Genomic DNA, 23,968 nt, shown 5'->3' with positions numbered 1-23,968 from the left:
TGCTAACTGACTTCAGAAGGTTTTATGACGTTTCGTAAAACGCAGGCATCTGTTCCCCCGGGTTCGCCACTCTCGACGGCCGCGCAATCCAGGATCGCCGAGGCAGCATCGTTGCGTACCGCGATGATTGCCTTATTTATTCGTCTTCATTTTTATATTGGTATTTTTGTCGGGCCTTTCATTTTCATTGCGGCGCTCACGGGGACGTTATATGTCCTGACGCCGCAGATAGAAAACCGGCTATATGCGCATCAGCTCTTTACCGAAAGCCACGCGGCGCCTCGTCCGCTGGCAGATCAAATCGTGGCGGCTCAGGCGGTGCTCGGACATCAGCATGAAGCGCGCTTAGCCGCCGTCCGTCCGGCGCCCACGCAAGGTGAAACCACCAGAGTGATGTTTGCGTCTCCTGAACTGGGGCCATCGGAAAGCCGGGCCATATTTATCGATCCCGCCACACTGGAAATTCGAGGCGATGAAACCGTTTATGGCACCAGCGGCATTCTGCCCTTTCGTACCTGGCTTGATTACCTGCATCGAGAATTGCTACTCGGTGAGATTGGACGCAATTACAGCGAACTGGCCGCCTCCTGGCTATGGGTTGCCGCATTAGGCGGCGCACTGATTTGGGGGGCGACACGACATTCGACGACATCGACCAGGCAGCGAAAAACCCAAAAACGCCAGACGCCGGCGACCACGCATCGCCGCCTGCGCCGTTGGCACACTACCCTGGGGCTGAGCCTTATTGTCGGTCTGTTATTCTTTTCCGCCACCGGTCTGACCTGGTCAAAGTGGGCCGGCAGTAATATTTCCGTGGCGCGAAACCTGTTAGGCTGGCAAACCCCGTCGGTGAAAACGCAGCTCATCACCGGGCCGACGACGGTATCCACTCATGCGCATATGTCTGACCACGGCCATATGACCGCCAGCGAACATGCCGAACATCATTCTTCGATGCCCATGACGCCTGCAATATATAGCCCGCCGGATAGATTTGATCGGGTTTTAGCCATAGCTAGGGCGGCAGGCATTGATGCAAAAAAAATCGAAATAAAACCTGCCGGCAAACCTAATCAGGCCTGGACGGTCACGGAAATCGACCGCGCCTGGCCTACGCAGGTTGATGCGGTTTCGGTGAATCCTTCTACCCTTGAAATTATCGACAAAACAGATTTCAGCACCTTTCCGCTGGCCGCCAAACTGACCCGCTGGGGCGTTGATGCGCATATGGGGATTCTGTTCGGATTGGCGAATCAACTGCTGCTTGCGGCTTTCGGGATCGGACTCTGCGCCATGATTGTGTGGGGATATCGAATGTGGTGGATCCGTCGTCCCAAACACCCCGGCAATAATCCCGTTAAAACGCTGACCAGCGCACTATTGCTGGTTCGCCTTTTTCCCAGACTAGTATTGATAACGACATCCGCTCTGCTTGCGGTGTGCTTGCCGGTTATGGGGATAAGCCTGCTGCTGTTTATACTGATTGATGTCATTCGCTGGCAGCGGAATCGAACGGCTGATCCGTCGCAGTGACCTGGTAAATCGACGGACAGGGATGTCCGCCATAAAAAAGCCGCCATTGAACCCTTCAATGGCGGCCTGAAATACGAAGAATTAATAACGGGTTATCTTAAAAAGAGGCCCAATCCGCCAGTTCTCCCGACTTCTTCTCTTTTGTGGTTCCCGCGCTTTCCGGGGAAATCAACGCCGGCGCTGGCGCTTTTCTGTTGGATAGCGATCCCGCATACGCCGATCCCAGATTGAACACGCTTACCGTTCGGGTAAGGCTATGCGCCTGATCCTGCAAAGAGAGCGCCGCAGCGGCAGACTCTTCAACCAATGCCGCATTTTGCTGGGTTGTAGTATCGATCTGCCCGACAGCCAGGTTAATTTGGTTAATGCCGTCACTCTGCTCACGACTCGCTTGAGCAATTTCACTGATGATCCCGTTAACCCCTTCAACGTTCGTCACCAGTGAATTCATCGTGACGCCCGTTTTCTCTACCAACCCCATACCGCCCTGCACTTTATTGAAAGAATCATCGATCAACTCTTTAATCTCTTTAGCGGCGGTTGCACTTCTTTGCGCCAGAGCACGAACTTCGCTGGCGACGACGGCAAAGCCCCGGCCTTGTTCCCCGGCCCGCGCCGCCTCTACCGCCGCGTTCAACGCCAGGATATTGGTCTGGAAAGCAATACTATCAATCACGCCAATAATTTCGGCCATTCGCTGTGATGAATCTCTGATGCCACGCATTTCCTGTGTCACCATCTCCATCATTTCACCACTTTTCTTCACGGTTTCCGATGCATCGGCAGCAAGTTCTGTGGCCTGTGCCGTGTTGTCAGCCGTATTCTTTATGGTCGACGTCAATTGTTCCATCGATGCTGCCGTTTCCTCCAGAGAGCTGGCTTGCTCCTCCGTTCTGGCCGAAAGATCCTGGTTACCTGCCGCAATCTGCGAGGCTGCGCTTGAAATCGTTTCCGCGCCATCCCGCACCTGGCTGACAATTTGCCGCAAACTGGTATTCATATTATGCAAAGCCGCTAGCAACATCCCGGTTTCATCTTTGCGGTTGATACGGATTTCAGAGGTTAAATCGCCTTTGGCAACGTTCTCGGCTACGACCAGCGCGTCCTGTATCGGACGAGTAACGCTGCGCGTGATCAGCGCGGCAATAACCAGCCCGCTGATGACGCCGGCAATGATGACGATGACCATGAGGATAAGCGTTTCTTTATAACTTTCAGCCACATCCTGTGCAGACGCCTTCATTTTCTCATTTTGAGAATCAATAAGCTCAGTAACCTTGTCCTTGTACTTCTGCTGGACGACGCGAGAGACATTGAAATACTCATTAGTCGCGCCGTCTATGTCGCCTGCGACAGCGAACGCCGTCAGTTTATTTGCCGAGGCCAGGAAGTCCCTGCGGATATCTCCGATGGCATTCAATATCGCCAGCGATTTTTCATCCTCGACATGCTTTTGCAGATAATCCATTAATCTGGATACGTTTACTGAGCTTGCTTTCATAAGCTCTAATTGCTGCTTAACTTCTGCTTCCGATTTCAGCAATAACAACAATTGCTGATTATTGAGAAAAGCATTCAACTCATCAATCAACTGATTGCTTTCCACCGTTAAGGGATAATCCTGGGAGACAATATCATCCATTTTATTATTAAAGTCAGTCAGCTTTGTTATAGCAACACTACCGACAACCAAAAGCATTAACGCCAGGAAAGAGAATCCTGCTCCTAATCGATATCCGATACGCCAGTTGGATAAATTCATTGAAATCTCCTTTATTCATCCTTTCTATCTGCATCAAGGAAATAGCTAACCCTCAGTCTCAAATGAGACCGAGTAAAATATAATTACTGCCCCTGATACCTATAGTTCCAATGTTACTTCTCATATTTAACAAAAGATATGAACCCTGGACATCGTGTTTATTAAGCCCGGTGACAAACCTAAACAACATGCCAAGATGCAATATCACTAAACAACGTTTGCCATAGTGAAAGCAGGAAGAAAGGCCAACCAATCGCCAAACCCGACAACGAGACGCACGCCTACCGACGAGACGCAAAAACAGTGGACCCCGGAAAGTCACTCTGTGACAAAAAAGCATCATCCCTTACACCCCTTCATTGCCAAAAACCACCATCCGATACAACTCGGTTTCCCACGTTTTGCCTGTGCCCGGAAAAGCGCTCAACCCCCCTACCTGAGATAAATGTTGAATAACTACAAAAGCAGGACGATCTGCCAATCAGCTTAATCCCTCTATCACCGAGTGGTGAGTATCGGCGCTGTGGCAATAATCTTTATATCTTCTTTATTTATATTCTATGAATTTCATATCTATTTAATCGATCGTTTTTTCATAATTTATCTATTTATAAGATAAATGAGGTTATAAGATGAAAAAAAATGAAGATAAAAATAAAGTCAATAACCTTTAGAGTTTAAATACTTAAAATAAAAAACTCGGGCGTAATTACTATAAAAATGATATAGAAATAAAGAATTGATGATGTGATTTTATGAAAAAACAATGAATGCCATAAAAGCATTATGGTCATTCATTGTATTTATATCAGGCGACTAAAGCTCGGTATGTTTCTTTCCAGTGAACCTCACACTCCATCCGGGCATTAGGAATATAGTGTGATTTCAAGCACCAATGCGGATTGTCGATTACCCAGGTTGTCACTGCCGTATCATTAAAAAAAATAGTTTTCTGAACATAGATAACAACAAAATACCCTGCTTTATGGTCACTCTTGTAGATCTCGTACCGATGAAGTCCGACGTTATCATCTTGTACAAAAACCAGCGTTTCTTTAAGAGTTCCCATTAACATAATTGCCTCCACGAATGATATGAATATCTTTTATCGGCAAAAGGCGGATAAACCTTATGATCTATATCGCAAAAAATTGATTTTAGCCGACGGGGAATCCTAGATTGCCGGCCTATGGCTCTGGCACCCGGAGAATCAGATTTGAGATGCGGTATATTGAATCGCCGAGTTAAAAAATTGATCATAAAATATTAACGGCATAGAATGCAGGGGCATCAAGAAAAAAAGGAAATAAACGTGCCAAACCAACCTGTGTGGGAGTTAATCAAGCTTATTTACTTCATCGGTTTTGCTATTTCAACGCTCGTTACTTTCCTGCTAAGTAAAGACAAGTCGTTGGCTATTCGGCTTTTGGCATCTTTGCTGATAGGGTTCACATGGCCATTGAGTTTTCCTGTTGTTTTGCTGTTCTCCATTTTCTAATGGCGCAATCATCGCTGAAAACGACTTGCGCCAGCCAATGGCCCGATTATGATGGTTATTTTTACGCCGTCTCCCGTCTATGAAAAACATTCTGATAAGCGCCTGCCTGTCTGGTTTCACGGTGCGTTATAACGGTTCAGCTAAAAAATCGGTCGAAGCGTACCTTGCACAATGGCGTCAGCAATCCAGACTGGTGACGTTTTGTCCTGAATTGGCGGCGGGGTTCGCCACGCCTCGTCCTTGCGCAGAAATTCACCCTTCACGGGAAGGGAACGCGGTAATCGCTCAAGGGGCCAGAGTGATAGAGGCGACCGGCGCCGACGTTACTGAACGTTATATTTTAGGCGCCTGGTTAACCTTACAAATGGCCAAACAACATGCATGTCGCTTTGCGTTACTGACGGAAGGCAGTCCCTCGTGCGGTAGCAACGTCATTTACAGCGGCAGATTTGACGGGACTCAAGTCCCCGGAAATGGCGTAACCGCTGAACTGCTGCGAACACATGGCATAGAAGTTTTCTCAGATAACGAAATTGTTCGGTTAATCGAGCGTGTTGAATACGCGGATCGTTATGAAAGTCAGACTTGAATCGCTCAAAATATCCCCAATACTAAGCACAAGCTCACTATTTCTCTGGAGGTAATCATGGCTAGTGGCTGGTCAAATGACGGAGCCGTTCAAGATCAAATCGATGCTACGATTGATGATGCCGTCGCACGGGCGCGCAGTCAGTTAAATAACGGCGAAAGCGCGCAATATTGTGAAGAGTGCGGCGCACCGATCCCTGAAGCCCGACGCAAAGCCTTGCCAGGCGTGCAATATTGCATCCATTGCCAGGAAAAATTCGACAAAAAAAAGACATTGAACAGCGGTTATAACCGCCGTGGCAGTAAAGACAGTCAGCTAAGATAGCCTAGCTTATCCCCGGGGCAGGAATAAGCTGGGTAGACTGCTTAGCGAACAACCAATACTGATGTTTTAGCATGTCGCACAATAGCAGCGGCATTCGATCCGAGAAGATAAGTTTTGACGTCAGGTCGTCGAGAGCCAACGACGATCAGGTCGGCGTTGATCTCCTCCGCCAACTGCAATGCTTCATCTCTTGGCGAACCAAAGCTCACGCTGAATGACAAACGCGATGATGGAAGATCGATAGTTTTAACCAGAGCTTTTAGTTTATCGTTGGCTTTTACTACCGCTTCATTTTCAAACTCTTTGATCCCGAAAGAATAAGCCGATAAAAATGCCGCTGCATCTGGAAGCGCATGAAAAAGATGCACTGTCGCCTCTGACGTTTTTGCCAGCTTTACCACATGGATAAGGGCTTTCTCGGTTAATTCATCTTCTTCAATATCAACTGGCACTAAAATGGTCGTATACATGACAGCTCCTTATTATATGAACCGTTGTACAAAAGATTAGCCTGCCCGACTCTTGAGTAACATGATCTTGTTCACTTTTGCGGGGCAAGGATGGCAAAAAATGAGTATTCCGTTAGCAAACAGGCCACTGCGTCAAAATTTTCGACCTTGCTTTCACACGGTTAGATTTTCAGGAATAATAAAATCACGTCTATACGTCATTATAGTGGGCAATCAATCGTCCAGCCTGGAAAGTACGACGATTCGCCGTCGTATGAACATCAGATGCAATAGTCAAGCATAGCCACCAACCATCAGGCGCGTGACGCCAAAGTCTGCGAGCGGTTCAGCGAAAGGTATGCATCACAAGCCATTTGGATCACAAACAGACTATCTTCAGGCTGATAGAGATAAAAATAGCCAATCTCATATTCATCATTCTGGATATTGATTTCTTTGACGATATTTTATTTTTAGATTTTCTGGTTTTATGCCAGACATGAACTAATGTTAATAAGCCATGTTGTCACAGGCGAGCAATTCTCTAACGATCGTTTTCAATGATCCTATGTGATTTGTCACATTAACGTGAATGAGTGATGAGCTACATATGAAGAGGAAAAACTAATGCACGCAAACACCCCACAAACTGATAAAGAGATATCTGATTATTTTAAGGCGACAACGCCAATGAGTGAAATGGAAATACTTGGCAACATTGTCGATGAAATACTCCAGTCCGGCCATACAGTTACTAACAAATCCATCATCTCAAAGTTAGTAACTAAAATTGAACTTGAGACTGACACAGCCTTTCTGGACCGGTATCGAGCCCTTCTGGATCTGGTGGTACATAAAACACAGGATGATTTCCTGGTTTAATCAGAGCGCCATGGAAGGATGCTCTGACTCCGGATAAACATCAGCAATTAACCAAACATGTAACCTGCTGTTGTGCATGCCTTATATTTCCGTTAACAAAACGCAGGGACATTTTTATACTTCGTTATTTTATCTTCACCGCGAAACGCATTGCATAGGCTAAACCAAGCTCCCAATTTATATACTGACATCACTGAATTTTATCAGTGTTACGTTATTACTCATAATCATTAACTTTTCTCCACGAGTCCTTTCTTGTTATTATCTTAGCCAAGACAATAAATCGCTTGCATAATTAGAATCAGAATTGAAAAAGCAGAAACACGCTATTGAACCAATAGAGACCGATTATCTTTATCGAATCGGCACTTCCCATCAGGTATTGACGAAGCTCGACCTATGCGATGCCGACGTTCTTTGTTATAAAAAACCAGGGAAAGGCGCTAAAACACAATTAATGCTCTGCATTACCGCTTTTATGACAAATCTTTATCATATTGATGCGTCAAGTGTTAGAGTGTTTACCCATACATCGAATTAGTGGAAAGTATGTCTATCTTTGATGCCTTAAAGATGTTCAGTAGCACATCCATTAACGTGACCTGTCCTGAATGCGCTTTTGTTACTCTGCAACAGCGCAGCAAAATACGCAGGAATACCACCCTTATTTGTCCGAAGTGCGGTCACTTTTTTCTTCCCAAAGCGCCGCGAGCAGATAAAGCATAAACACACGTTCTATCCTACCCACTCAATAAGCACTGTTATAAGTCAATCATATCAATACTAATGCCTGACGCATTAGGCGACCTTGATAGCAGAATTAGCGCGCCAAAACGTTTATCCGTTCAGTTTGCTTATGCTCCGCTTTTATCTGAGGGCAATACATTCAGATGGAATTGGCGTGTGCGTGATCAATGTAGATCATGCCTGTATACCAGGCAACGATTCCAGCGGGATGACAATCCCCGATATGAAAACGGGCTAGCCTTAAGCTAACCCGTTGAATTGATTGGCGGAGGAGTAGAGATTCGAACTCTAGAACGCTTTCGCGTCGCCGGTTTTCAAGACCGGTGCCTTCAACCACTCGGCCACTCCTCCGCAATGACGCGCACTATAAACAGAGAGCTGAGTCTTGTAAAGCACCATCGTGTTCAACTGCCTGAAAAATAATCTCCCATGATTCAAATGGGCGCAAAATCACCATAATGCTCATAAATATAGCGATTTACAGCGTAAAGAAGGGTAAAACATCTTTAATAACCTTCAGTAACTATTTACCCTTTGACACTGGATAATGGCACCCTGAAAGAGAGAGTCGCTGATATGGATCGTATTGTTGTTTCATCAACCCGTGAAAGTTCGTTACTTAGCACCCATAAGGTGCTGCGTAATACCTATTTCCTGCTATCGCTGACGTTAGGCTTTTCCGCCGTCACCGCTACGGCCAGTACGGTATTTAACCTGCCGGCGCCTGGCTTGCTGTTAATGCTGGTCGGTTTTTATGGCTTGATGTTCCTGACCCACAAGCTGGCGAACAGTCCGGCCGGTATTCTGGCCGCCTTTGCGCTGACCGGATTCATGGGATACACGCTAGGCCCATTATTAAGTACGTTGATATCTTCCGGCGCGGGCGACATTATTACGCTTGCTCTGGGTGGTACGGCGCTGGTCTTCTTCTGCTGTTCAGCCTATGTATTGACAACCCGTAAGGACATGTCTTTCCTGTCCGGCATGCTGATGACCGGGTTTGTCGTACTGGTGGTTGCCGTCATTGCTAACCTGTTCCTGCAAATCCCGGCACTGCATCTGGCTATCAGTGCGATGTTTATCCTGTTTTCTGCCGGTGCGATCCTCTGGGAAACCAGCAATATCATCCACGGTGGCGAAACCAACTACATTCGGGCGACCGTCAGCCTCTATGTCGCGATATATAACATTTTCGTTAGTCTGTTGAGCATCCTGGGCATTATGCGCAACGATTAACCAGCACCAATCCTGAATGATCAACGCCCCATCTACCTAGATGGGGCGTTTTTTTAGGCGTTGCGTGCATTCTTAGTACAAGAAATTTTTGCTAAACTGCCGTGAAATTCCATTACCCATGAGGAAATATGTTGCAGTTTGAAGACCGTATTATTGAAACGGATGCGCAGGGATACCTGATGGACAGCGCTGACTGGAGTGAGGCGCTGGCCCCGGTATTAGCCGAGCAAGAAAGTATTGAGCTTACTGAGGCGCACTGGGAGGTTGTCCGATTTGTTCGGGCATTCTATCTGGAGTTTAATACGTCGCCGGCCATTCGCATGTTGGTAAAAGCGATGGCGCAAAAATATGGTGAAGAAAAAGGCAATAGCCGCTACCTGTACCGTCTGTTCCCCCAAGGGCCGGCCAAGCAAGCGACCAAGATTGCGGGCCTGCCTAAGCCCGTCAAATGCATATAAATTTAATAGCGAATATTGAAACCTTCGTAATCCGCTTTGCCATGCGGTTCTGTGACGACGTTCGCCACACTGGCGCTACGCGGGCCGCCTTGCTTCAGCCATGCGACCAATTGCTCAACCGCCTGATGTTCGCCACAGGCGACAACTTCCACGCTGCCATCGTCACTGTTACGAACATAGCCGCTAAGACCTAGCTGTACCGCCTGATACTGTGTGCTATAACGAAAACCAACCCCCTGAACCACACCGTAAACCTGGGCAGCTATAGATACTGTTGGCATTCCTCACTCCCTTTTAATCATTGGATTCTGGCGATCTGAAGCCGTGATTCATGCATCAGCCTAATGGTGTCTTCTGAAAAATGGCACCATACTATTATAGTATTCAGCCGGTGAATGTTGTACAAAAAACGAGCTCACGCGCCGTTTAGCCTACTTGAAAAAACGCAAAAGCCCCCCATTTAGAGAGTGTTATAAGATTTCTCAGGAGGTTATATGATCATCTGCAAATTTGGTATCGGGCAACAGATCCGCCACAAACTTCTGGGCTATCCGGGTGTGATTATCGATATCGACCCCGAGTATTCATTGGCGGCTCCCGCATGGGAGGAGTTAGATGCCAACGATACGTTGCGGACAGCGCCTTGGTATCATGTCGTGATGGAAGATGAAAAAGGGCAGCCTATTCATACCTATCTGGCAGAGGCTCAACTGATCAAGGAAGAACCCTATCAGGATGATCATCCCTCATTAGATGAATTGGCTAAGGTGATCAGACACCGTGCGCCACAACTTCGCCACTGATTTATGCGGCACGAGAGGTCAATCAGCATTGCTCTGTTGCGGCGATAAACCGGTAACTTACTTCTCTAAACCAAGACGTGGGATTTCAATTTTAGGGCAACGATCCATGATCACCTCCAATCCCGCATCTTTTGCCAGAACAGCGGCCTGCTCATTGATGACGCCAATCTGTAGCCATAATACGTTAACCCCGATGGCTATCGCCTCTTTGGCAATGTCATAAGCCGCTTCAGGCTGACGAAACACATCAACCATATCAACATGCTGCGGAATTTCATCCAAACTGGCGTAGACTTTCTGCCCGAGTAAAGTCTGACCGGCCAGTTTGGGGCTTACCGGTATAACCTCATACCCCTGCTCAAGCAGATAAGCCATGACGCTATAACTTGGCCGGGTGGTTTTCTCGCTGGCCCCGACAAGCGCAATGGTTTTTACTGTTTTAAGTACGGATTCAATGTCGCTGTCTTTCATCATGCTCAGCCTCTTTTGCCTCATTCTTTATAGTGTATCGCACATTCATCAACATAAAAGTGCGTTGCAATACTGATTTAAAACATCCTTTATCAACGATGAATAAATAACGAATGGGAAAACCGCGCCGTCATATTAATCATAAAAAATAACACTACATTTCAAATTGAAATCTTTGACACATTATGACAATTACTCAACAATATCCGGATTAATGATCATTTGGGGATACCAATGAAATTCGGCCTTGTTATTGCGTGCTTTTTTATGACAGGTATAGGCATGCCAGCCATCGCCACGACGTTGCAATTAGACCAGAACATTGATTTGATCGTGGTTGATGGAAAAAAGGTATCCGGTTCGCTTTTGAAAGGCGCCGATAGTCTTGAGCTCGATAACGGGCAACATCAAATTCTGTTTAACGTTGTAAAAATCATCAACAGCGCTAACGGTGTTAAAAACAGCTATCGTTCCCCAGCCTTGATCGCAACGTTCAATACCGAGAACCTGGCGTCAGTTTCCTTTAAATTACCGTCTCTGGAAACCACAAAAGAGCGTAAAAACTTTGATCGACAAACAAATTATCAGTTAGTCGATGAACGCCTTCACCCCATCCCTGCCCGTGTCGATATACTGACCGTTACCGATGATGAATTGGCGCATGAGCATGATATAGAGAAGAAGATGTCTGAATATAACGCGGCAAACCATGACGCATCGGTTGCCGGTTTGATTTCATCTTCACAACCAACCGACTGGGCGATAACAGAAGACCCCGCCGCCCCCTCCTCGTCCTCCATAATCAGCAGCACGCTGTTTTCAATTATGCAGTACTGGTTCCAGCAGGCAGATAAAGAGACTCAGCAGCGTTTTCTGCATTGGGTAAAAGAAAAAGACAGCCATTGAAGCCTTAATCTGATGGTTTTGCGCGCAGTTGCAGCGGATTTTTGGCGGCTATTCGCATTTTTGCTTTTTATCACTTTGCACTGAAACACGGTTTCCGTAATCTGCTGTTTCCCCATCGATAGCATTACCATACCGATTGAAGGACTAACCATGGAGTTCACCACCCGCACCATCGGCGCACATAAACATATCGCTTTAGTGGCGCACGATCACTGTAAGCAATCTCTGCTGGATTGGGTCGGTACGAATAAAGCCGTGCTAGCTGAGCATAAGCTTTATGCCACAGGCACAACCGGTAATTTAATTCAGCTAAATACCGGTCTTCCCGTTACGAGTATGCTGAGCGGGCCGATGGGCGGCGACCAACAGGTTGGCGCCTTGATCTCTGAAGGGAAAATAGATTTGATGATTTTCTTTTGGGATCCGCTTAACGCCGTACCGCACGATCCGGATGTTAAAGCACTACTGCGACTGGCCACGGTCTGGAATATTCCGGTAGCGACAAACCGCTCAACCGCTGATTTTTTGATCAATTCGGAAATATTTAAACATCCGGTTCAAATCACCATTCCGGATTATCAGCGCTATTTGCAGGAACGTTTGAAGTAACCTGTCACCTCTTTCAGCAGGCCGACGAAACATCGCCGGCCCTATCGTTTCGCTCGTCACGGCTTGCGCTGCAACGGTACGCCCAGTTTACGAAGTTGTTCGATAAATACTGACGGTTTTTTACTGTCCTGTAATAACCAAACCCGGTGCTTGGCCCTGGTCAAGGCGACATATAGCAAGCGGCGCTCTTCCGCATCAGGGAAATCCTCAGGTTCAGGCAAAAGAACCTGTTCCAGAATGGACTCGCGGGCCGGTGCGGGAAAACCATCGTTGCCATCATGCATACCGACGATAATCACATATTCCGCCTGCTGACCTTTGCTGGCGTGGACCGTCATAAAGTCAATAGGCAGGTTCGGCCATTTTGTCGCCGCTTTCTGCAACACCGGCGGACGTAAATGATGATAACGGGACAGCAGCAGAACCCGTTCATCAGGCTTAACGAAACTACTTAATTTATCCAGCAAGGGTTCTAATTGTTCATAAGGAAGAATCGTCACCGCTTTTTTATCCCCTTTACTCAGGCTGTTAAGCGGTTTTTTTAGCTGATAGGGATTTTGCTGAATAAACTGGTTGGCGACTTCGCCAATACGCTGGTTAAATCGATAAGTCGTATCCAGCGCACACTGTTCACTTACGCCAAAGTTTTGTTCAAATGCGGTTGTCAGCGACAACGACGCCCCGCTGAAGCGATAGATGGCCTGCCAGTCATCGCCCACGGCAAACAGGTTTGTTCTACTGTTTTGTCTGCGCAATGCCGTCAACAGGCGCGCTCGCTGGGGGGAAATATCCTGAAATTCATCCACTAAAATATGTTTCCACGGACTGACAAAACGCCCGTTATCCAACAGGTTGACCGCCTGATGGATCAAACCGGAGAAGTCCACGGCATTTTCATCTTTCAGGGCCTTTTTCCAGGCTTTCAATAAAGGCGCCATCAGCCGGATGCGCTGCTGAAATAGCGGACGCAAATCTTCCGAAGCCTGTTCAATCATCTCACTCTGGCTGCCGCCGTGCATTCGCATCAGGCCGACCCAGCGCTCCAACCGGCCGGCCAAACGTTCAGCCAACGCCTGATCATGCCAGAAATCCCCTTCGGGAATCGACCACGCCAGTTCGTCGGTCAACCATTGCCGCCAGCCTTTAGCCTGCGTTTTTTTCTCCGTGCATTGCTGCCGCCAATTCTGTATCAGTAACTCACGACGCATTTTACCATTGCTTTCCAACCGGCTAATCATGGGAACTTTACGGCTGGACTGTTCAATGATGTGCAATGCCAATGCATGAAACGTTTTCGCCTGAATATCATCCGTATACAGTCGGGCCTGAATGCGCTCATTCATTTCTTCCGCCGCTTTTCGCCCAAATGCCAACAGCAGAATTTGTTCGGGAATAGCCTCGCCACGGTGAATTAACCAAGCAGCTCTGGCCACCAATACCGACGTTTTACCACTGCCGGCTCCGGCCAGCACCAATACGGCATCTTCACCGTTCATCACCGCCTTACACTGGGCTACATTCAGCGCCGCCGACTCCACCGACTGGAAAAACTCCTGTTGCGCCGTCAGCATACGTTCCATCCATTGCTGATTACACTCGGTACGTTGCCCGTCTCCGCGCTCAAGCCACTGCCGGCACAACTGATAGTTATCCCGGCAAATATCAAATTCATCAAGCCGGGCGACAGGCAAAGGAAGCGACGCCAGCGTGCTGCGAATACCTTCCTGTAACTGCTCCAGCGCCTTACGGCCGAACCAGTTATCCTGTTGTTCCAGCGCCCGGATTTCGTCTGCTTGTGTTTGTAAAACGTCAGCGCTCACCACACTCATTTCCTCGCTCCACGATTGCCAGGATTTGAGTAATAAACGGTAAAATGCCTGAGTTTCCTGCCATTCGGTGCCATGTAAACGCACGACTTTGTCAGCCGGTAATTCAAACTCCAGTTCTCCCCATACCAACCCTCTTTTACAACGAATATCGAGCAGCTGATTAAAGGGGATAATGTATTCGTGTTTATCGCCACTCACCTCGACGCCCGCATTAAGCAGCCGCACCCGGTTATACGGATGTTGCGCCAAATGTTTACCTAAAGATGTTGATTTAAGTTCCATTATGTTTGCGCCATGAAGTTGTGAGATTTTTATCGTCCATCACCGTAGTTTACCTGTTATCTGCATTTACGCTCCAGCCTTAAAAACAGGTTAGGATATCCAGGTGTTTGATGTGATAATTCTTTTATCATCATAGGGTTTGGTTGCCCTGGGAAATACAGGAGAAATTATGCGCGCCGTATTGAATATCCTTAATTTCGTGTTAGGCGGATTCTTCACCACCCTATCCTGGCTTTTGGCCACGGTGGTGAGCATCCTGCTGATCTTTACGCTACCGTTAACGCGCTCATGCTGGGAGATCACCAAGTTGTCCTTGCTGCCCTATGGCAACGAAGCCATTCACGTTGACGAACTACGTCCGGAGGGGAAAAATGCCGTTTTAAACGTCGGCGGTTCGCTGCTGAACATCTTCTGGTTCATTTTCTTTGGCTGGTGGCTGTGCCTGTCGCATATTGTCACCGGTATCGCACAATGTATAACCATCATCGGCATTCCTGTCGGCATCGCCAACTTTAAAATCGCCGCCATTGCACTCTGGCCCGTCGGTCGTCGTGTCGTACCGGTTGAACTGGCGCAGGCCGCCAGAGAAGAAAACGCCCGCCGCCATTATCGTTAACCAAGCCGAGGATATAGCGTTGTTTGTATTCACACCAGGGATCCGCCGCTACATTTATAACAGCAGTTGGCTGTATAACATCCGTATATTTATTGCGCTTACCGGCGCGGTAGCGGTGCCCTGGTGGCTTGGTCAGCCGACGTCGACGATCCCGGTGACGCTCGGCGTCGTTGCCGCCGCATTAGCCGATCTTGACGACCGTTTGACCGGCCGCCTGCGTAATCTGTTTATTACCCTGACTTGTTTTTTTATCGCTTCCGTCTCGATTGAATTGCTGTTTCCCTATCCCTGGCTGTTTGGCATCGGGCTGGCCTTGTCAACCTGCGGCTTTATTTTGCTCGGCGCATTGGGGCAACGCTATGCCACCATCGCTTTCGGCGCGTTGCTGATTGCGGTGTATACCATGTTGGGTATCACACTTTACAATAGTTGGTATCAGCAACCCATGATGCTGCTGGTCGGGGCGTCCTGGTACAACCTGCTGACGCTGCTTGGGCACCTGATTTTCCCGATCCGCCCGTTACAGGACAATCTGGCGCAGTGTTATCAGCAGCTTGCGCGCTATCTGGACGCCAAAGCCAATTTATTCGATCCCGATATCGAAGATGAAACAGATAAGCCCTTGATTGAAGTCGCAATGGTCAACAGTCAGTTGGTCGCTACCCTGAATCAGACCAAATCGTCATTACTCACCAGGTTGCGCGGCGATCGTGGGCAGAGAGGCACCCGCCAAACATTGCATTACTACTTTGTCGCTCAGGATATACACGAACGGGCCAGTTCATCCCATGTGTATTATCCGCAGCTACGTGAGAAATTCCGTTATAGCGATATATTGTTCCGCTTCCAGCGGTTGCTCTCGATGCAGGCGAGAGCCTGTCAACAACTGGCGCAATCCATCTTATTACATCAAAAGTATCAGCATGACAGTCGTATAGAACGCGCATTCGTTCATCTTGAATCAGCGATCGCGCGGATTTCTGACGGCGCGCAGGCCAATGTTTCACAAATCAAGGCATTACAATACTTATTAAATAATCTGCGCGCCATCGACGCCCAGTTGGCGACCATTGAATCAGAACAAACTATCGAACAGGAAAGTAATCCGGAAAATACCCTGGCCGATGACAAGCTTACCGGCTGGAGCGATATCCGGCTGAGGATCAGCCGCCATCTGACCCCGCAATCCGCCCTGTTTCGTCATGCCGTGCGTATGTCGGTATTACTGTGCAGCGGCTATGCCTTTATTCAGATCACGGGAATGCAGCATGGGTACTGGATACTGCTGACCAGCTTATTTGTTTGTCAGCCCAACTATAACGCGACCCGTCGGCGACTGGCGCTGAGGATCATTGGAACACTGACCGGTATTTTACTGGGGCTGCCCATTTTATATTTTGTCCCTTCGCTTGAGGGACAATTGGTTCTCATCGTGATTAGCGGCGTGCTTTTTTTTGCTTTTCGGAATGTGCAGTACGCCCATGCCACCATGTTTATTACGCTATTGGTTTTGCTGTGTTTCAACCTGCTGGGCGAGGGGTTTGACGTCGCTGCCCCACGCGTAATTGATACATTACTCGGGTGCGCCATTGCCTGGGCGGCGGTTAGCTTTATCTGGCCCGACTGGCGCTTTCGCGGACTACCTGCGGTTATCAATAAAACACTGGATGCCAATTGCCGCTATCTTGACGCGGTAATGACGCAGTACCATCAGGGGAAAGATAACAGTCTGACCTACCGTATTGCTCGTCGGGATGCCCATAACTGTGATGCGGAATTAGCGTCGGTTATTTCTAATATGTCATCGGAACCGCATATTACCAGTAATAAAATGGACGGCGCTTTTCGCTTACTGTGCCTTAATCATACCTTGCTGAGTTATATCTCCACATTAGGCGCTCACCGCGAAAAAATTTCATCTCCGGCAATTCTGCAACTACTGGACGATACCGTGCGTTATGTTGATGATATGTTGCATCTGCATGAAACGGACAACCCGCGCATAAATCAGGAATTGGATGCCATAGCCAGCCGCATCCAATCCCTGTCGCCCGAGTCAGAAAGCAAAGCACTATTGGTGCTTCAACAGATTGGTTTGCTCATTGAACTGCTGCCCGAACTGACTCAATTAAAAAATGACATGGTTAAGTTGTAAAACAACGAAGGCGGTATTCCATCAATGCTTGTACCTTTTAAAAGAAGAAGGCGCATGGTGCTCATACCATTCCAACAGCTCCTTACGAATACCATTTGGCAATGCCGCCTGATGCGTGCCGCATATTGCGCCAGCAAGCGCCAACAATATATTGACGCTGAGATTGCCTTTGACCGCCCGCAATTTCAGATAACTGTTTTTGGCGCCATATTGCTGCAACTCGTCAATGTTCTTTATGCCTACCTTCCATAGTAAACGTTCAAGATCGTGATTGAGATTAGGTAAATCCTTTAGGCGTCCACCTCCGCTTTTAGCCGATTTGTCATACTGCGCGCCCGCCAGGGACAATCTGGCGAAGTTCAACAGTTGCATATGGTTTTCCCATAGCGATTCATCAACAAGATAATAACTTAGCGGAATAGGTATTCCCCGTTTGGTATAGATAAGATGAGGCATATTACGATCGTGGAAGTGCTTTTCATCTCTTTTGCTGGCACGCAGATAAAGCTCGCCGCCCAATACTAATCCGAAAATAATATTATTTGCTGCGATACTGTAGCCACCGAATTGGGAACGCGAGGTGATGTCCCCTAAAGATGCAAAATAGCACTTAGATTGCAAAATCCTTTTTTTACTTAACTGTTTCATTACTGTGATCCTTAGTATTGAAATAACCAATCCCTGTCAGACTGCAATATCTCTAACAGGAACAAGTAATTAACCACAGGGTAAAGGCGGCTTCAAACATAAAATGAGCTTGCTGAGCGTTGCATGCTGAATATGCGAGGCGCTTTGAAAAAATCAGGTTGATTTTCACCCACGCACAGGATACTGTATATGCATACAGTAACACTATGGGTGGAGCTCATTATGCGTACTCAATCATTCAGTTCTTACAAGATTCAACAGTCGCCGTTTTCCGATCACCAACCTGCCGTGACCCCTTCTGCATCCTGTGGAGGAATTATCAGCGAAATAGTTTACAGTGCCGATCAACCCATAGTTACGCATTTGCTGCTCCCCCTGTTGCAGCAGTTAGCCACTCAATCACGCTGGCTGCTTTGGTTGTCTCCCCAACAAAAGATTAGCCGTCCCTGGTTACAACAATCGGGGCTGCCGCTAGATAAAATTATTCAGTTGAATCACATCAACCCCGTATTGACGGTTGATGCCATGGAAAAAGCCTTATTGACGGGAAATTACAGTGCCGTACTGTGCTGGCTTCCTACCGAGTTGACCGAAGAAGAAAGGGTAAGATTGCGTCAGGCAGCCCAGTCAGGAAACACGTATGGTTTCATTATGCGGCCGGAAAACGCAAATTTTAGCCCCTATAGACTGTTTCCCAGCATGAAAATTCACTCAACTTTGTATCATTAATAAAATTAAGAATTTTCTCATGCGTTTCAATGGGAAATTAGAACATATCCCGGCAGAGCGCCATTTCACGGCCTCCGGGATGCGTTTGGTTCGAAAGAAAACCAGTGATATCTGTCAAAATCATCTACTATTTGTTAGTAAGTATGTATGAATCGTTAATTTTTTTATGATACGAATCACATCATACTTGTAACTTTCTCATCTCGTTGTAGACTTTAACACGCTGGAGTTGCTCTTTTATAACGCCAATTTACTTGGTAGTGAGTAATAAATAAGAGCAAAGTCTCCTGTTAAAGGATTTTAACCAAAGGTTGATTAGCCTTCCGAGTTAATGGCCGATTTGGATGATAATGAGGCGTAAAATGAAAAAAACAGCTATCGCAATTGCAGTGGCACTGGCAGGCTTCGCTACCGTAGCTCAAGCCGCACCAAAAGATAATACCTGGTACACCGGTGGTAAACTGGGCTGGTCTCAGTACCATGATACTGCTTTATATGGCAATGGGTATCAAGTGACTAACAACCCGCATGAAAGCCAATTGGGTGCAGGTGCATTCCTGGGTTATCAAGCTAACCAATACTTAGGTTTTGAACTGGGTTATGACTGGCTGGGCCGTATGAAATATACCGGCGCTAGCCATGGCGACTTCAAAGCCCAAGGCGTTCAGCTTGCAGCTAAACTGAGCTACCCGGTAGCCACCGATCTGGACGTTTATACCCGTCTGGGCGGAATGGTATGGCGTGTTGATAGTAGTGATGACGTTGGTCACAGCAACGATGACACCGGCGTTTCCCCGTTGGCCGCGGCTGGTTTTGAGTACGCAATCGACAAAAACTGGGCTACCCGTCTGGAATACCAATGGGTTAACAATATCGGTGACGCCGCGACAGTTGGCGGCCGTCCTGATAATGGCATGCTGAGCGTTGGTGTTTCTTACCGTTTCGGTCAGGATGACTACGTAGCGCCGGCACCAGCTCCAGCTCCAGCACCGGCTCCGGTAGTTGAAACCAAACGTTTCACTCTGAAGTCTGACGTACTGTTCAACTTCAACAAGTCCACGCTGAAAGCAGAAGGCCAGCAATCACTGGATCAACTGTACACTCAGTTGAGCTCTCTGGATCCGAAAGACGGTTCCGTTGTAGTTCTAGGCTTCACAGACCGTCTGGGTTCCGATCAGTACAATCAGGCCCTGTCTGAAAAACGCGCACAGAGCGTTGTGGATTACCTGGTTGCTAAAGGCATCCCGGCGAACAAAATCTCTGCTCGCGGTCAAGGCGAATCTAACCCTGTTACCGGTTCTACCTGTGACAGCGTGAAAGGTCGTGCTGCACTGATTGAATGTCTGGCTCCCGATCGTCGCGTAGAGATCGAAGTTAAAGGCATTAAAGATGTGGTAACTCAGCCTCAGGCTTAAGTGTTATCAATGCAAAAAACCTCGCTTCGGCGAGGTTTTTTTATTCATGCATGTGCGGATTATTTATCTAATTGCTTTCTTTATTCAGAATCGCTTTAAGATCCTGTTTAAGCAATGACATCTGACTGGCATATTTCTCTTTATGTTCTGCATCCTCAATCAGTTGCACAATGGTGTCCGATAACGTACTGCCGCGACGTTGAGCCAATCCAGCCAATCGCTGCCAGACCAAATACTCCAAATCAATCGATTTCTTGCGCGTATGTTGATGCTCTGCATTGAAATGGCGTTTACGCCGCGCACGAATAGTTTGCTTCATGCGGTTTTCCAGCGCCGGACTCATACACCGCTCTATCCATTCCAATACCTTCACCGGCTGATTTTCGATTTTCAGCAGTGCATCCACCGCTTCTTCAGCCGCGCTTTGCTCTAAGAAACGGGTGATGGGTTCACCTTCACGGTGCTTCTTCACCAGATATTTCCATTTCCACCCGCACTCAAGATTTTCTAATTGTTGATATTTCATGTTGGGTTCTTCAGTGACCGTGTAACGTTGTTATTAGCATAACAGTTTTTTTATGACTTTCACCGATCATAGGTTATTTTTAAGACCATTTTCTGCACAAAACACGCTCATCGCACGGGGTCATTTTTTATCATATGACTATCCTCATGTGCAGCCTGCATTATTCTTGTATAATCACGTTTTTCCTTCAGACGATTACATTTGATACTTTGACCAGTAACCGACTCGCATGGCAGCATTTACTGCCCAACCATACGCCTTATCAAACTTTATTCGCTCAGGCCGCACAGCTTACCCCAGCTGAATTTTCTGCTATTCAACCGCGTTTGGCTGACAGTTTGACGCTTTTTTGCCATCCTCGTGCGCCTTCACGCTTTATGCTGCTGAAAGCACAGGAGAATAGCGAATACATAGCGTTGATTGAACGCGCCGTGAATACCATCAGGCCTGGCGTCGAAACCTTATACGGCAGCAAATATATCATCGAAGGCCGCGATATTCAGGTACAGCCGGCAACACACGCCACTGATAATTTTGCGTCGCAGCGCGCCTGTTGCAGTCAGGAGTGGATAGAGCCGGAGCAACTGTTTGGATGTGTTCGTTATTTTCAGGATGAAATTACTCTTCATCCTGGATTAATCCATCAGGTAAATGGAGGCACGCTGATTCTTTCCGCCAGAGCCTTACTGGCACAGCCGCTGATGTGGTTACGTCTAAAGCAAATTATTACGGAAGGGGTTTATCGCTGGCTTTCCCCTGATGAACGCCGACCGCTGCCTGTCGCTATTCCCCCCATGCCGATGGATATTCATTTAATCATCCTGGGCGATCGGGAAAGTTTAGGTGATATTCATGATATGGAGCCGGAGCTGGGTGAGCTGTCAATATATGGTGAATTTGAAGCACAGTTGCAGCTTATTGAAACCGACGACATGGCGCGTTGGTGCGCCTATGTCAATTCGCTGTGTCTAGAACACGCTCTGCCCTTGCTGACCGCCGATGCATGGCCTGAATTCTTTAATTTGTCAGTGCGCTACAGCGGAGATCAAGGTTGCCTGCCGCTATGCCCGCTATGGCTGACCCACCAGCTAAAATATGCCGCGCTCTACGCGCAAGATCAGGAAATCAGCGCTCAGACGCTCATCGACGCAGTGACGGCCCGTCGCTGGCGCGAAGGCTACCTTCGCGAACGCATGCAGGATGAAATCGAACTGGGTCAAATACTGATTGAAACCGACGGCTATGTCATCGGGCAGGTCAACGGCCTGTCCGTATTGGAATATCCGGGTTACCCAATAATGTTTGGCGAACCAACGCGAATCAGCTGTGTGGTGCACCCCGGCGACGGCGAGTTTACCGATGTCGAACGCAAAGCCGAACTTGGCGGCAATCTGCATGCCAAAGGCATGATGATTATGCAGGCGTTCCTGATATCGGAGCTGGAGCTTGATCAACAACTGCCGTTCTCGGCCTCTATTGTGTTCGAACAATCTTACGGCGAAGTTGACGGCGACAGCGCCTCGCTGGCTGAACTAAGCGCCTTGATCAGCGCCCTTGCCTTGCAACCCATTAACCAGCAGATTGCCGTAACGGGTTCTGTTGATCAATTCGGTCATGTGCAACCTATCGGTGGCGTCAATGAGAAGATTGAAGGCTTCTTTGAAGTTTGTCAGCGCCGCGGCTTAACCGGGCAACAAGGGGTGATACTGCCAGCGGCCAATCTTCGTCACTTGTGCCTTCAGGAAGACGTTATTGCCGCCGTTCGTGACGGGCAATTCCATCTTTTCCCTGTAGAAACGGCGCCGGAAGCAATATCATTACTGACAAATCTGGCTTACGACGATGCGCAACAGCCCAATTTGCTGGCGGCAATTCGTGAACGAATCGGACAATTAAATCCGCAGGAACGGCGACGCTTTCCCTGGTTTTTCCGTTAATCGCACTGGTTTAACCAGATGTAACGGACTTGCTCAGCGTACAGCTGTACGCTAACCTGCGTGCTTCACTAAAACAAGGCTTACAGAGAACATGGTAGATAAACGCGAATCCTATACAAAAGAAGACCTTCTTGCCTCCAGCCGTGGTGAACTGTTTGGCCCGCAAGGACCACAGTTACCGGCGCCCAATATGCTGATGATGGACCGAGTCGTAAAAATGACGGAAGACGGCGGCCATCATGGAAAAGGCTATGTCGAAGCAGAGCTGGATATCAACGCTGACCTATGGTTCTTTGGTTGCCATTTTATCGGCGATCCCGTGATGCCGGGTTGCCTGGGTCTGGATGCCATGTGGCAACTGGTTGGTTTCTATCTGGGCTGGCTGGGCGGCGAAGGAAAAGGACGCGCGCTGGGCGTAGGTGAAGTCAAATTCACCGGACAGGTTTTACCTACGGCGAAAAAAGTCACCTACCGTATTCATTTCAAACGCGTCATTAATCGTCGTTTAGTTATGGGGATTGCTGATGGCGAAGTCTTGGTAGACGGACACTTAATCTACACCGCACATGAGCTGAAAGTGGGCTTATTTAAAGATACAAGTTCTTTCTGATTTAATCTGCGGGCGAAAAACGGTCTGGTTTTTCGCCCGCGGTAATCCAAAACCGTTCTCAGACCAACGTTATCCGTCTTATTTCTGATTATTCATCTCGTTTGCGATCGACTGGCGTACATCCTGAGGGATTTTAAGCGACGTCGCCAATGCATCCAGATAGCTTTTCTCCATAAAATGGTCGACATCAATCACCGCACAGCTCAGGAAATAGACTTCCAGAGCCTCTTCCTCATTCTTAACATCCCTGGCTAGCAATTCCGGATCCAGAGGCTGTTCGATAGCATCCTGCACCCAGCGTTGAGCCTCATGTCCCAACTGCAACTGCTGGATATTTTCATCAATCCGCTGTTTCTCTGAAGCATCAATATGACCATCGCTCTTCGCGGCGAATACCAGCGCTTGGATCAAACGCCGCGCACGTATATTGTCGGATGATGACTGCACACCGAATTGCGGGTCGTCCTGATGAGTATCCCGTACACGCTTCTTATACTGATTCCATAGCACAACACCAGCGGCAGCGCTGCCGCCAATAATCAACGCATTCTTACCTAACGATCCCATCATTTTTCTGGCTGATTTATTCGATAACAACACACCTGCAAGCCCCCCTAACGCGGCAGGTTTCAGCATATCGCCTAAATTGCCATTACTGCCGCCTTGATGATTGCCTTGTTTAGGACTGCCAGAGTTTAATAGGCCCTGAATCTGTTGTAACCAGTTGTTCATTTTTACACCTCGAGAAAATAGCGTTACAGGCATTCACGCTGCCTGATCATAGTAAGACCCGGGAGGCTTTTTTTTGTCAGGTTATGTATATCAATGAAAAGTATTCGGCGCTCTTTATCACATTCTAACGCGTTATGCCGCATTCTTCGATTCGACGGTTTGCGCTTTATTTTTGAAACGGTATACTGCACCCATTAAATTGAAATGCGGTTTTAAAAAATT

At 47.7% G+C, this 23,968-nt stretch carries 26 protein-coding genes and 1 tRNA gene; 17 read left to right on the top strand and 10 right to left on the bottom strand.

The features are described 5' to 3' along the window. Positions 1-24: 24 nt before the first annotated feature. On the top strand, positions 25-1,533 hold the full coding sequence (locus tag HOY33_RS05490; protein WP_172289199.1) for a PepSY domain-containing protein: 1,509 nt from the start codon (positions 25-27) through the stop codon (positions 1,531-1,533). Positions 1,534-1,630: 97 nt separating this feature from the next. Here the strand turns inward: HOY33_RS05490 and HOY33_RS05485 are convergent, their stop codons facing one another. Beyond that, positions 1,631-3,295, bottom strand: a complete 1,665-nt coding sequence (locus HOY33_RS05485) for a methyl-accepting chemotaxis protein (protein ID WP_172289198.1) — start codon at positions 3,293-3,295, stop codon at positions 1,631-1,633. An 808-nt stretch (positions 3,296-4,103) separates the two neighbouring features. Next, positions 4,104-4,370 carry a hypothetical protein gene (locus HOY33_RS05480; RefSeq protein WP_172289197.1) on the bottom strand — a complete coding sequence of 89 codons (267 nt, stop codon included), beginning with the start codon at positions 4,368-4,370 and terminating at the stop codon, positions 4,104-4,106. A gap of 204 nt (positions 4,371-4,574) precedes the next feature. Here HOY33_RS05480 and HOY33_RS05475 point away from each other — a divergent pair, with 204 nt between their 5' ends. The 3 genes from HOY33_RS05475 to HOY33_RS05465 all read left to right on the top strand — a co-directional run bounded on the left by HOY33_RS05475 (position 4,575) and on the right by HOY33_RS05465 (position 5,706). After that, complete coding sequence (locus tag HOY33_RS05475; protein ID WP_216660410.1) at positions 4,575-4,793, top strand: GhoT/OrtT family toxin; 219 nt, start codon at positions 4,575-4,577, stop codon at positions 4,791-4,793. Between the two features lie 79 nt (positions 4,794-4,872). Beyond that, entirely contained in the window at positions 4,873-5,382 is a 510-nt protein-coding gene (locus HOY33_RS05470) for a DUF523 domain-containing protein (RefSeq protein ID WP_172289195.1), read from the top strand. 57 nt (positions 5,383-5,439) lie between these two features. Beyond that, complete coding sequence (locus HOY33_RS05465) at positions 5,440-5,706, top strand: DksA/TraR family C4-type zinc finger protein (protein ID WP_172289194.1); 267 nt, start codon at positions 5,440-5,442, stop codon at positions 5,704-5,706. A 41-nt stretch (positions 5,707-5,747) separates the two neighbouring features. On the opposite strand, the gene HOY33_RS05460 is transcribed toward HOY33_RS05465, so the two are convergent. Then, positions 5,748-6,176: a universal stress protein gene (locus HOY33_RS05460; RefSeq protein WP_172289193.1), complete on the bottom strand. Its 429-nt coding sequence runs from the start codon at positions 6,174-6,176 to the stop codon at positions 5,748-5,750. A gap of 606 nt (positions 6,177-6,782) precedes the next feature. Here HOY33_RS05460 and HOY33_RS05455 point away from each other — a divergent pair. Next, a complete protein-coding gene (locus tag HOY33_RS05455) occupies positions 6,783-7,037 on the top strand; it encodes a biofilm/acid-resistance regulator YmgB/AriR (protein ID WP_172289192.1) in 255 nt (84 codons plus the stop codon). A gap of 549 nt (positions 7,038-7,586) precedes the next feature. Next, positions 7,587-7,763: a YnfU family zinc-binding protein gene (locus HOY33_RS20490; protein WP_216660409.1), complete on the top strand. Its 177-nt coding sequence runs from the start codon at positions 7,587-7,589 to the stop codon at positions 7,761-7,763. A gap of 284 nt (positions 7,764-8,047) precedes the next feature. Here HOY33_RS20490 and HOY33_RS05450 read toward each other — a convergent pair. Continuing rightward, a tRNA-Ser gene (locus HOY33_RS05450) sits at positions 8,048-8,135 on the bottom strand. 225 nt (positions 8,136-8,360) lie between these two features. On the opposite strand from HOY33_RS05450, the gene yccA reads away from it, so the two are divergent. Then, positions 8,361-9,020 carry an FtsH protease modulator YccA gene (gene yccA / locus HOY33_RS05445; RefSeq protein ID WP_172289191.1) on the top strand — a complete coding sequence of 220 codons (660 nt, stop codon included), beginning with the start codon at positions 8,361-8,363 and terminating at the stop codon, positions 9,018-9,020. A gap of 128 nt (positions 9,021-9,148) precedes the next feature. Next, complete coding sequence (gene tusE, locus HOY33_RS05440; protein ID WP_172289190.1) at positions 9,149-9,478, top strand: sulfurtransferase TusE; 330 nt, start codon at positions 9,149-9,151, stop codon at positions 9,476-9,478. Between the two features lie 2 nt (positions 9,479-9,480). Here the strand turns inward: tusE and yccX are convergent, their stop codons facing one another. Next, positions 9,481-9,759: an acylphosphatase gene (gene yccX, locus HOY33_RS05435; RefSeq protein WP_172289189.1), complete on the bottom strand. Its 279-nt coding sequence runs from the start codon at positions 9,757-9,759 to the stop codon at positions 9,481-9,483. 213 nt (positions 9,760-9,972) lie between these two features. Here yccX and hspQ point away from each other — a divergent pair, with 213 nt between their 5' ends. Then, positions 9,973-10,281 carry a heat shock protein HspQ gene (gene hspQ, locus HOY33_RS05430; protein WP_172289188.1) on the top strand — a complete coding sequence of 103 codons (309 nt, stop codon included), beginning with the start codon at positions 9,973-9,975 and terminating at the stop codon, positions 10,279-10,281. A gap of 57 nt (positions 10,282-10,338) precedes the next feature. On the opposite strand, the gene HOY33_RS05425 is transcribed toward hspQ, so the two are convergent. Next, positions 10,339-10,752 (bottom strand): CoA-binding protein, encoded by a 414-nt coding sequence (locus tag HOY33_RS05425; protein ID WP_172289460.1) that lies wholly within the window; start codon positions 10,750-10,752, stop codon positions 10,339-10,341. A gap of 234 nt (positions 10,753-10,986) precedes the next feature. Between HOY33_RS05425 and HOY33_RS05420 the strand changes: the two genes are divergently transcribed. Continuing rightward, the gene (locus tag HOY33_RS05420) at positions 10,987-11,658 is read left to right on the top strand and encodes a DUF2057 family protein (RefSeq protein ID WP_172289187.1); all 672 of its coding nucleotides are present in this window, start codon (positions 10,987-10,989) and stop codon (positions 11,656-11,658) included. Positions 11,659-11,808: 150 nt separating this feature from the next. Further along, positions 11,809-12,267: a methylglyoxal synthase gene (locus HOY33_RS05415; protein WP_172289186.1), complete on the top strand. Its 459-nt coding sequence runs from the start codon at positions 11,809-11,811 to the stop codon at positions 12,265-12,267. 56 nt (positions 12,268-12,323) lie between these two features. On the opposite strand, the gene helD is transcribed toward HOY33_RS05415, so the two are convergent. After that, complete coding sequence (helD, locus tag HOY33_RS05410; RefSeq protein ID WP_172289185.1) at positions 12,324-14,378, bottom strand: DNA helicase IV; 2,055 nt, start codon at positions 14,376-14,378, stop codon at positions 12,324-12,326. A gap of 169 nt (positions 14,379-14,547) precedes the next feature. Here helD and HOY33_RS05405 point away from each other — a divergent pair, with 169 nt between their 5' ends. Together HOY33_RS05405 and yccS are read left to right on the top strand one after the other, a co-directional pair. Then, positions 14,548-14,994, top strand: coding sequence for a YccF domain-containing protein (locus tag HOY33_RS05405; protein ID WP_172289184.1), 447 nt, complete (start codon positions 14,548-14,550; stop codon positions 14,992-14,994). Positions 14,995-15,013: 19 nt separating this feature from the next. After that, the gene (gene yccS, locus HOY33_RS05400) at positions 15,014-17,149 is read left to right on the top strand and encodes a YccS family putative transporter (RefSeq protein ID WP_172289183.1); all 2,136 of its coding nucleotides are present in this window, start codon (positions 15,014-15,016) and stop codon (positions 17,147-17,149) included. Between the two features lie 21 nt (positions 17,150-17,170). On the opposite strand, the gene HOY33_RS05395 is transcribed toward yccS, so the two are convergent. Then, positions 17,171-17,797: a TfoX/Sxy family DNA transformation protein gene (locus HOY33_RS05395; protein ID WP_172289182.1), complete on the bottom strand. Its 627-nt coding sequence runs from the start codon at positions 17,795-17,797 to the stop codon at positions 17,171-17,173. Between the two features lie 222 nt (positions 17,798-18,019). Between HOY33_RS05395 and sulA the strand changes: the two genes are divergently transcribed. Beyond that, the gene (sulA, locus tag HOY33_RS05390; RefSeq protein WP_172289459.1) at positions 18,020-18,526 is read left to right on the top strand and encodes an SOS-induced cell division inhibitor SulA; all 507 of its coding nucleotides are present in this window, start codon (positions 18,020-18,022) and stop codon (positions 18,524-18,526) included. A gap of 362 nt (positions 18,527-18,888) precedes the next feature. Further along, on the top strand, positions 18,889-19,941 hold the full coding sequence (gene ompA, locus HOY33_RS05385) for a porin OmpA (protein WP_172289181.1): 1,053 nt from the start codon (positions 18,889-18,891) through the stop codon (positions 19,939-19,941). 67 nt (positions 19,942-20,008) lie between these two features. On the opposite strand, the gene matP is transcribed toward ompA, so the two are convergent. Beyond that, positions 20,009-20,467: a macrodomain Ter protein MatP gene (gene matP / locus HOY33_RS05380; RefSeq protein ID WP_172289180.1), complete on the bottom strand. Its 459-nt coding sequence runs from the start codon at positions 20,465-20,467 to the stop codon at positions 20,009-20,011. Positions 20,468-20,676: 209 nt separating this feature from the next. On the opposite strand from matP, the gene HOY33_RS05375 reads away from it, so the two are divergent. Then, positions 20,677-22,404 (top strand): Lon protease family protein, encoded by a 1,728-nt coding sequence (locus HOY33_RS05375; protein ID WP_172289179.1) that lies wholly within the window; start codon positions 20,677-20,679, stop codon positions 22,402-22,404. 91 nt (positions 22,405-22,495) lie between these two features. Further along, on the top strand, positions 22,496-23,014 hold the full coding sequence (gene fabA, locus HOY33_RS05370) for a bifunctional 3-hydroxydecanoyl-ACP dehydratase/trans-2-decenoyl-ACP isomerase (protein WP_172289178.1): 519 nt from the start codon (positions 22,496-22,498) through the stop codon (positions 23,012-23,014). Between the two features lie 78 nt (positions 23,015-23,092). Here the strand turns inward: fabA and HOY33_RS05365 are convergent, their stop codons facing one another. Next, positions 23,093-23,746 carry a tellurite resistance TerB family protein gene (locus HOY33_RS05365; protein WP_172289177.1) on the bottom strand — a complete coding sequence of 218 codons (654 nt, stop codon included), beginning with the start codon at positions 23,744-23,746 and terminating at the stop codon, positions 23,093-23,095. Between the last annotated feature and the right edge of the window lie 222 nt (positions 23,747-23,968).

The organism is Brenneria sp. hezel4-2-4 (genome assembly GCF_013155275.1).
GTDB lineage: Bacteria > Pseudomonadota > Gammaproteobacteria > Enterobacterales > Enterobacteriaceae > Brenneria.
The sequence above is the reverse complement of the archived record's forward strand: the minus strand, read 5'-3'. Positions and strand labels throughout refer to the sequence as shown.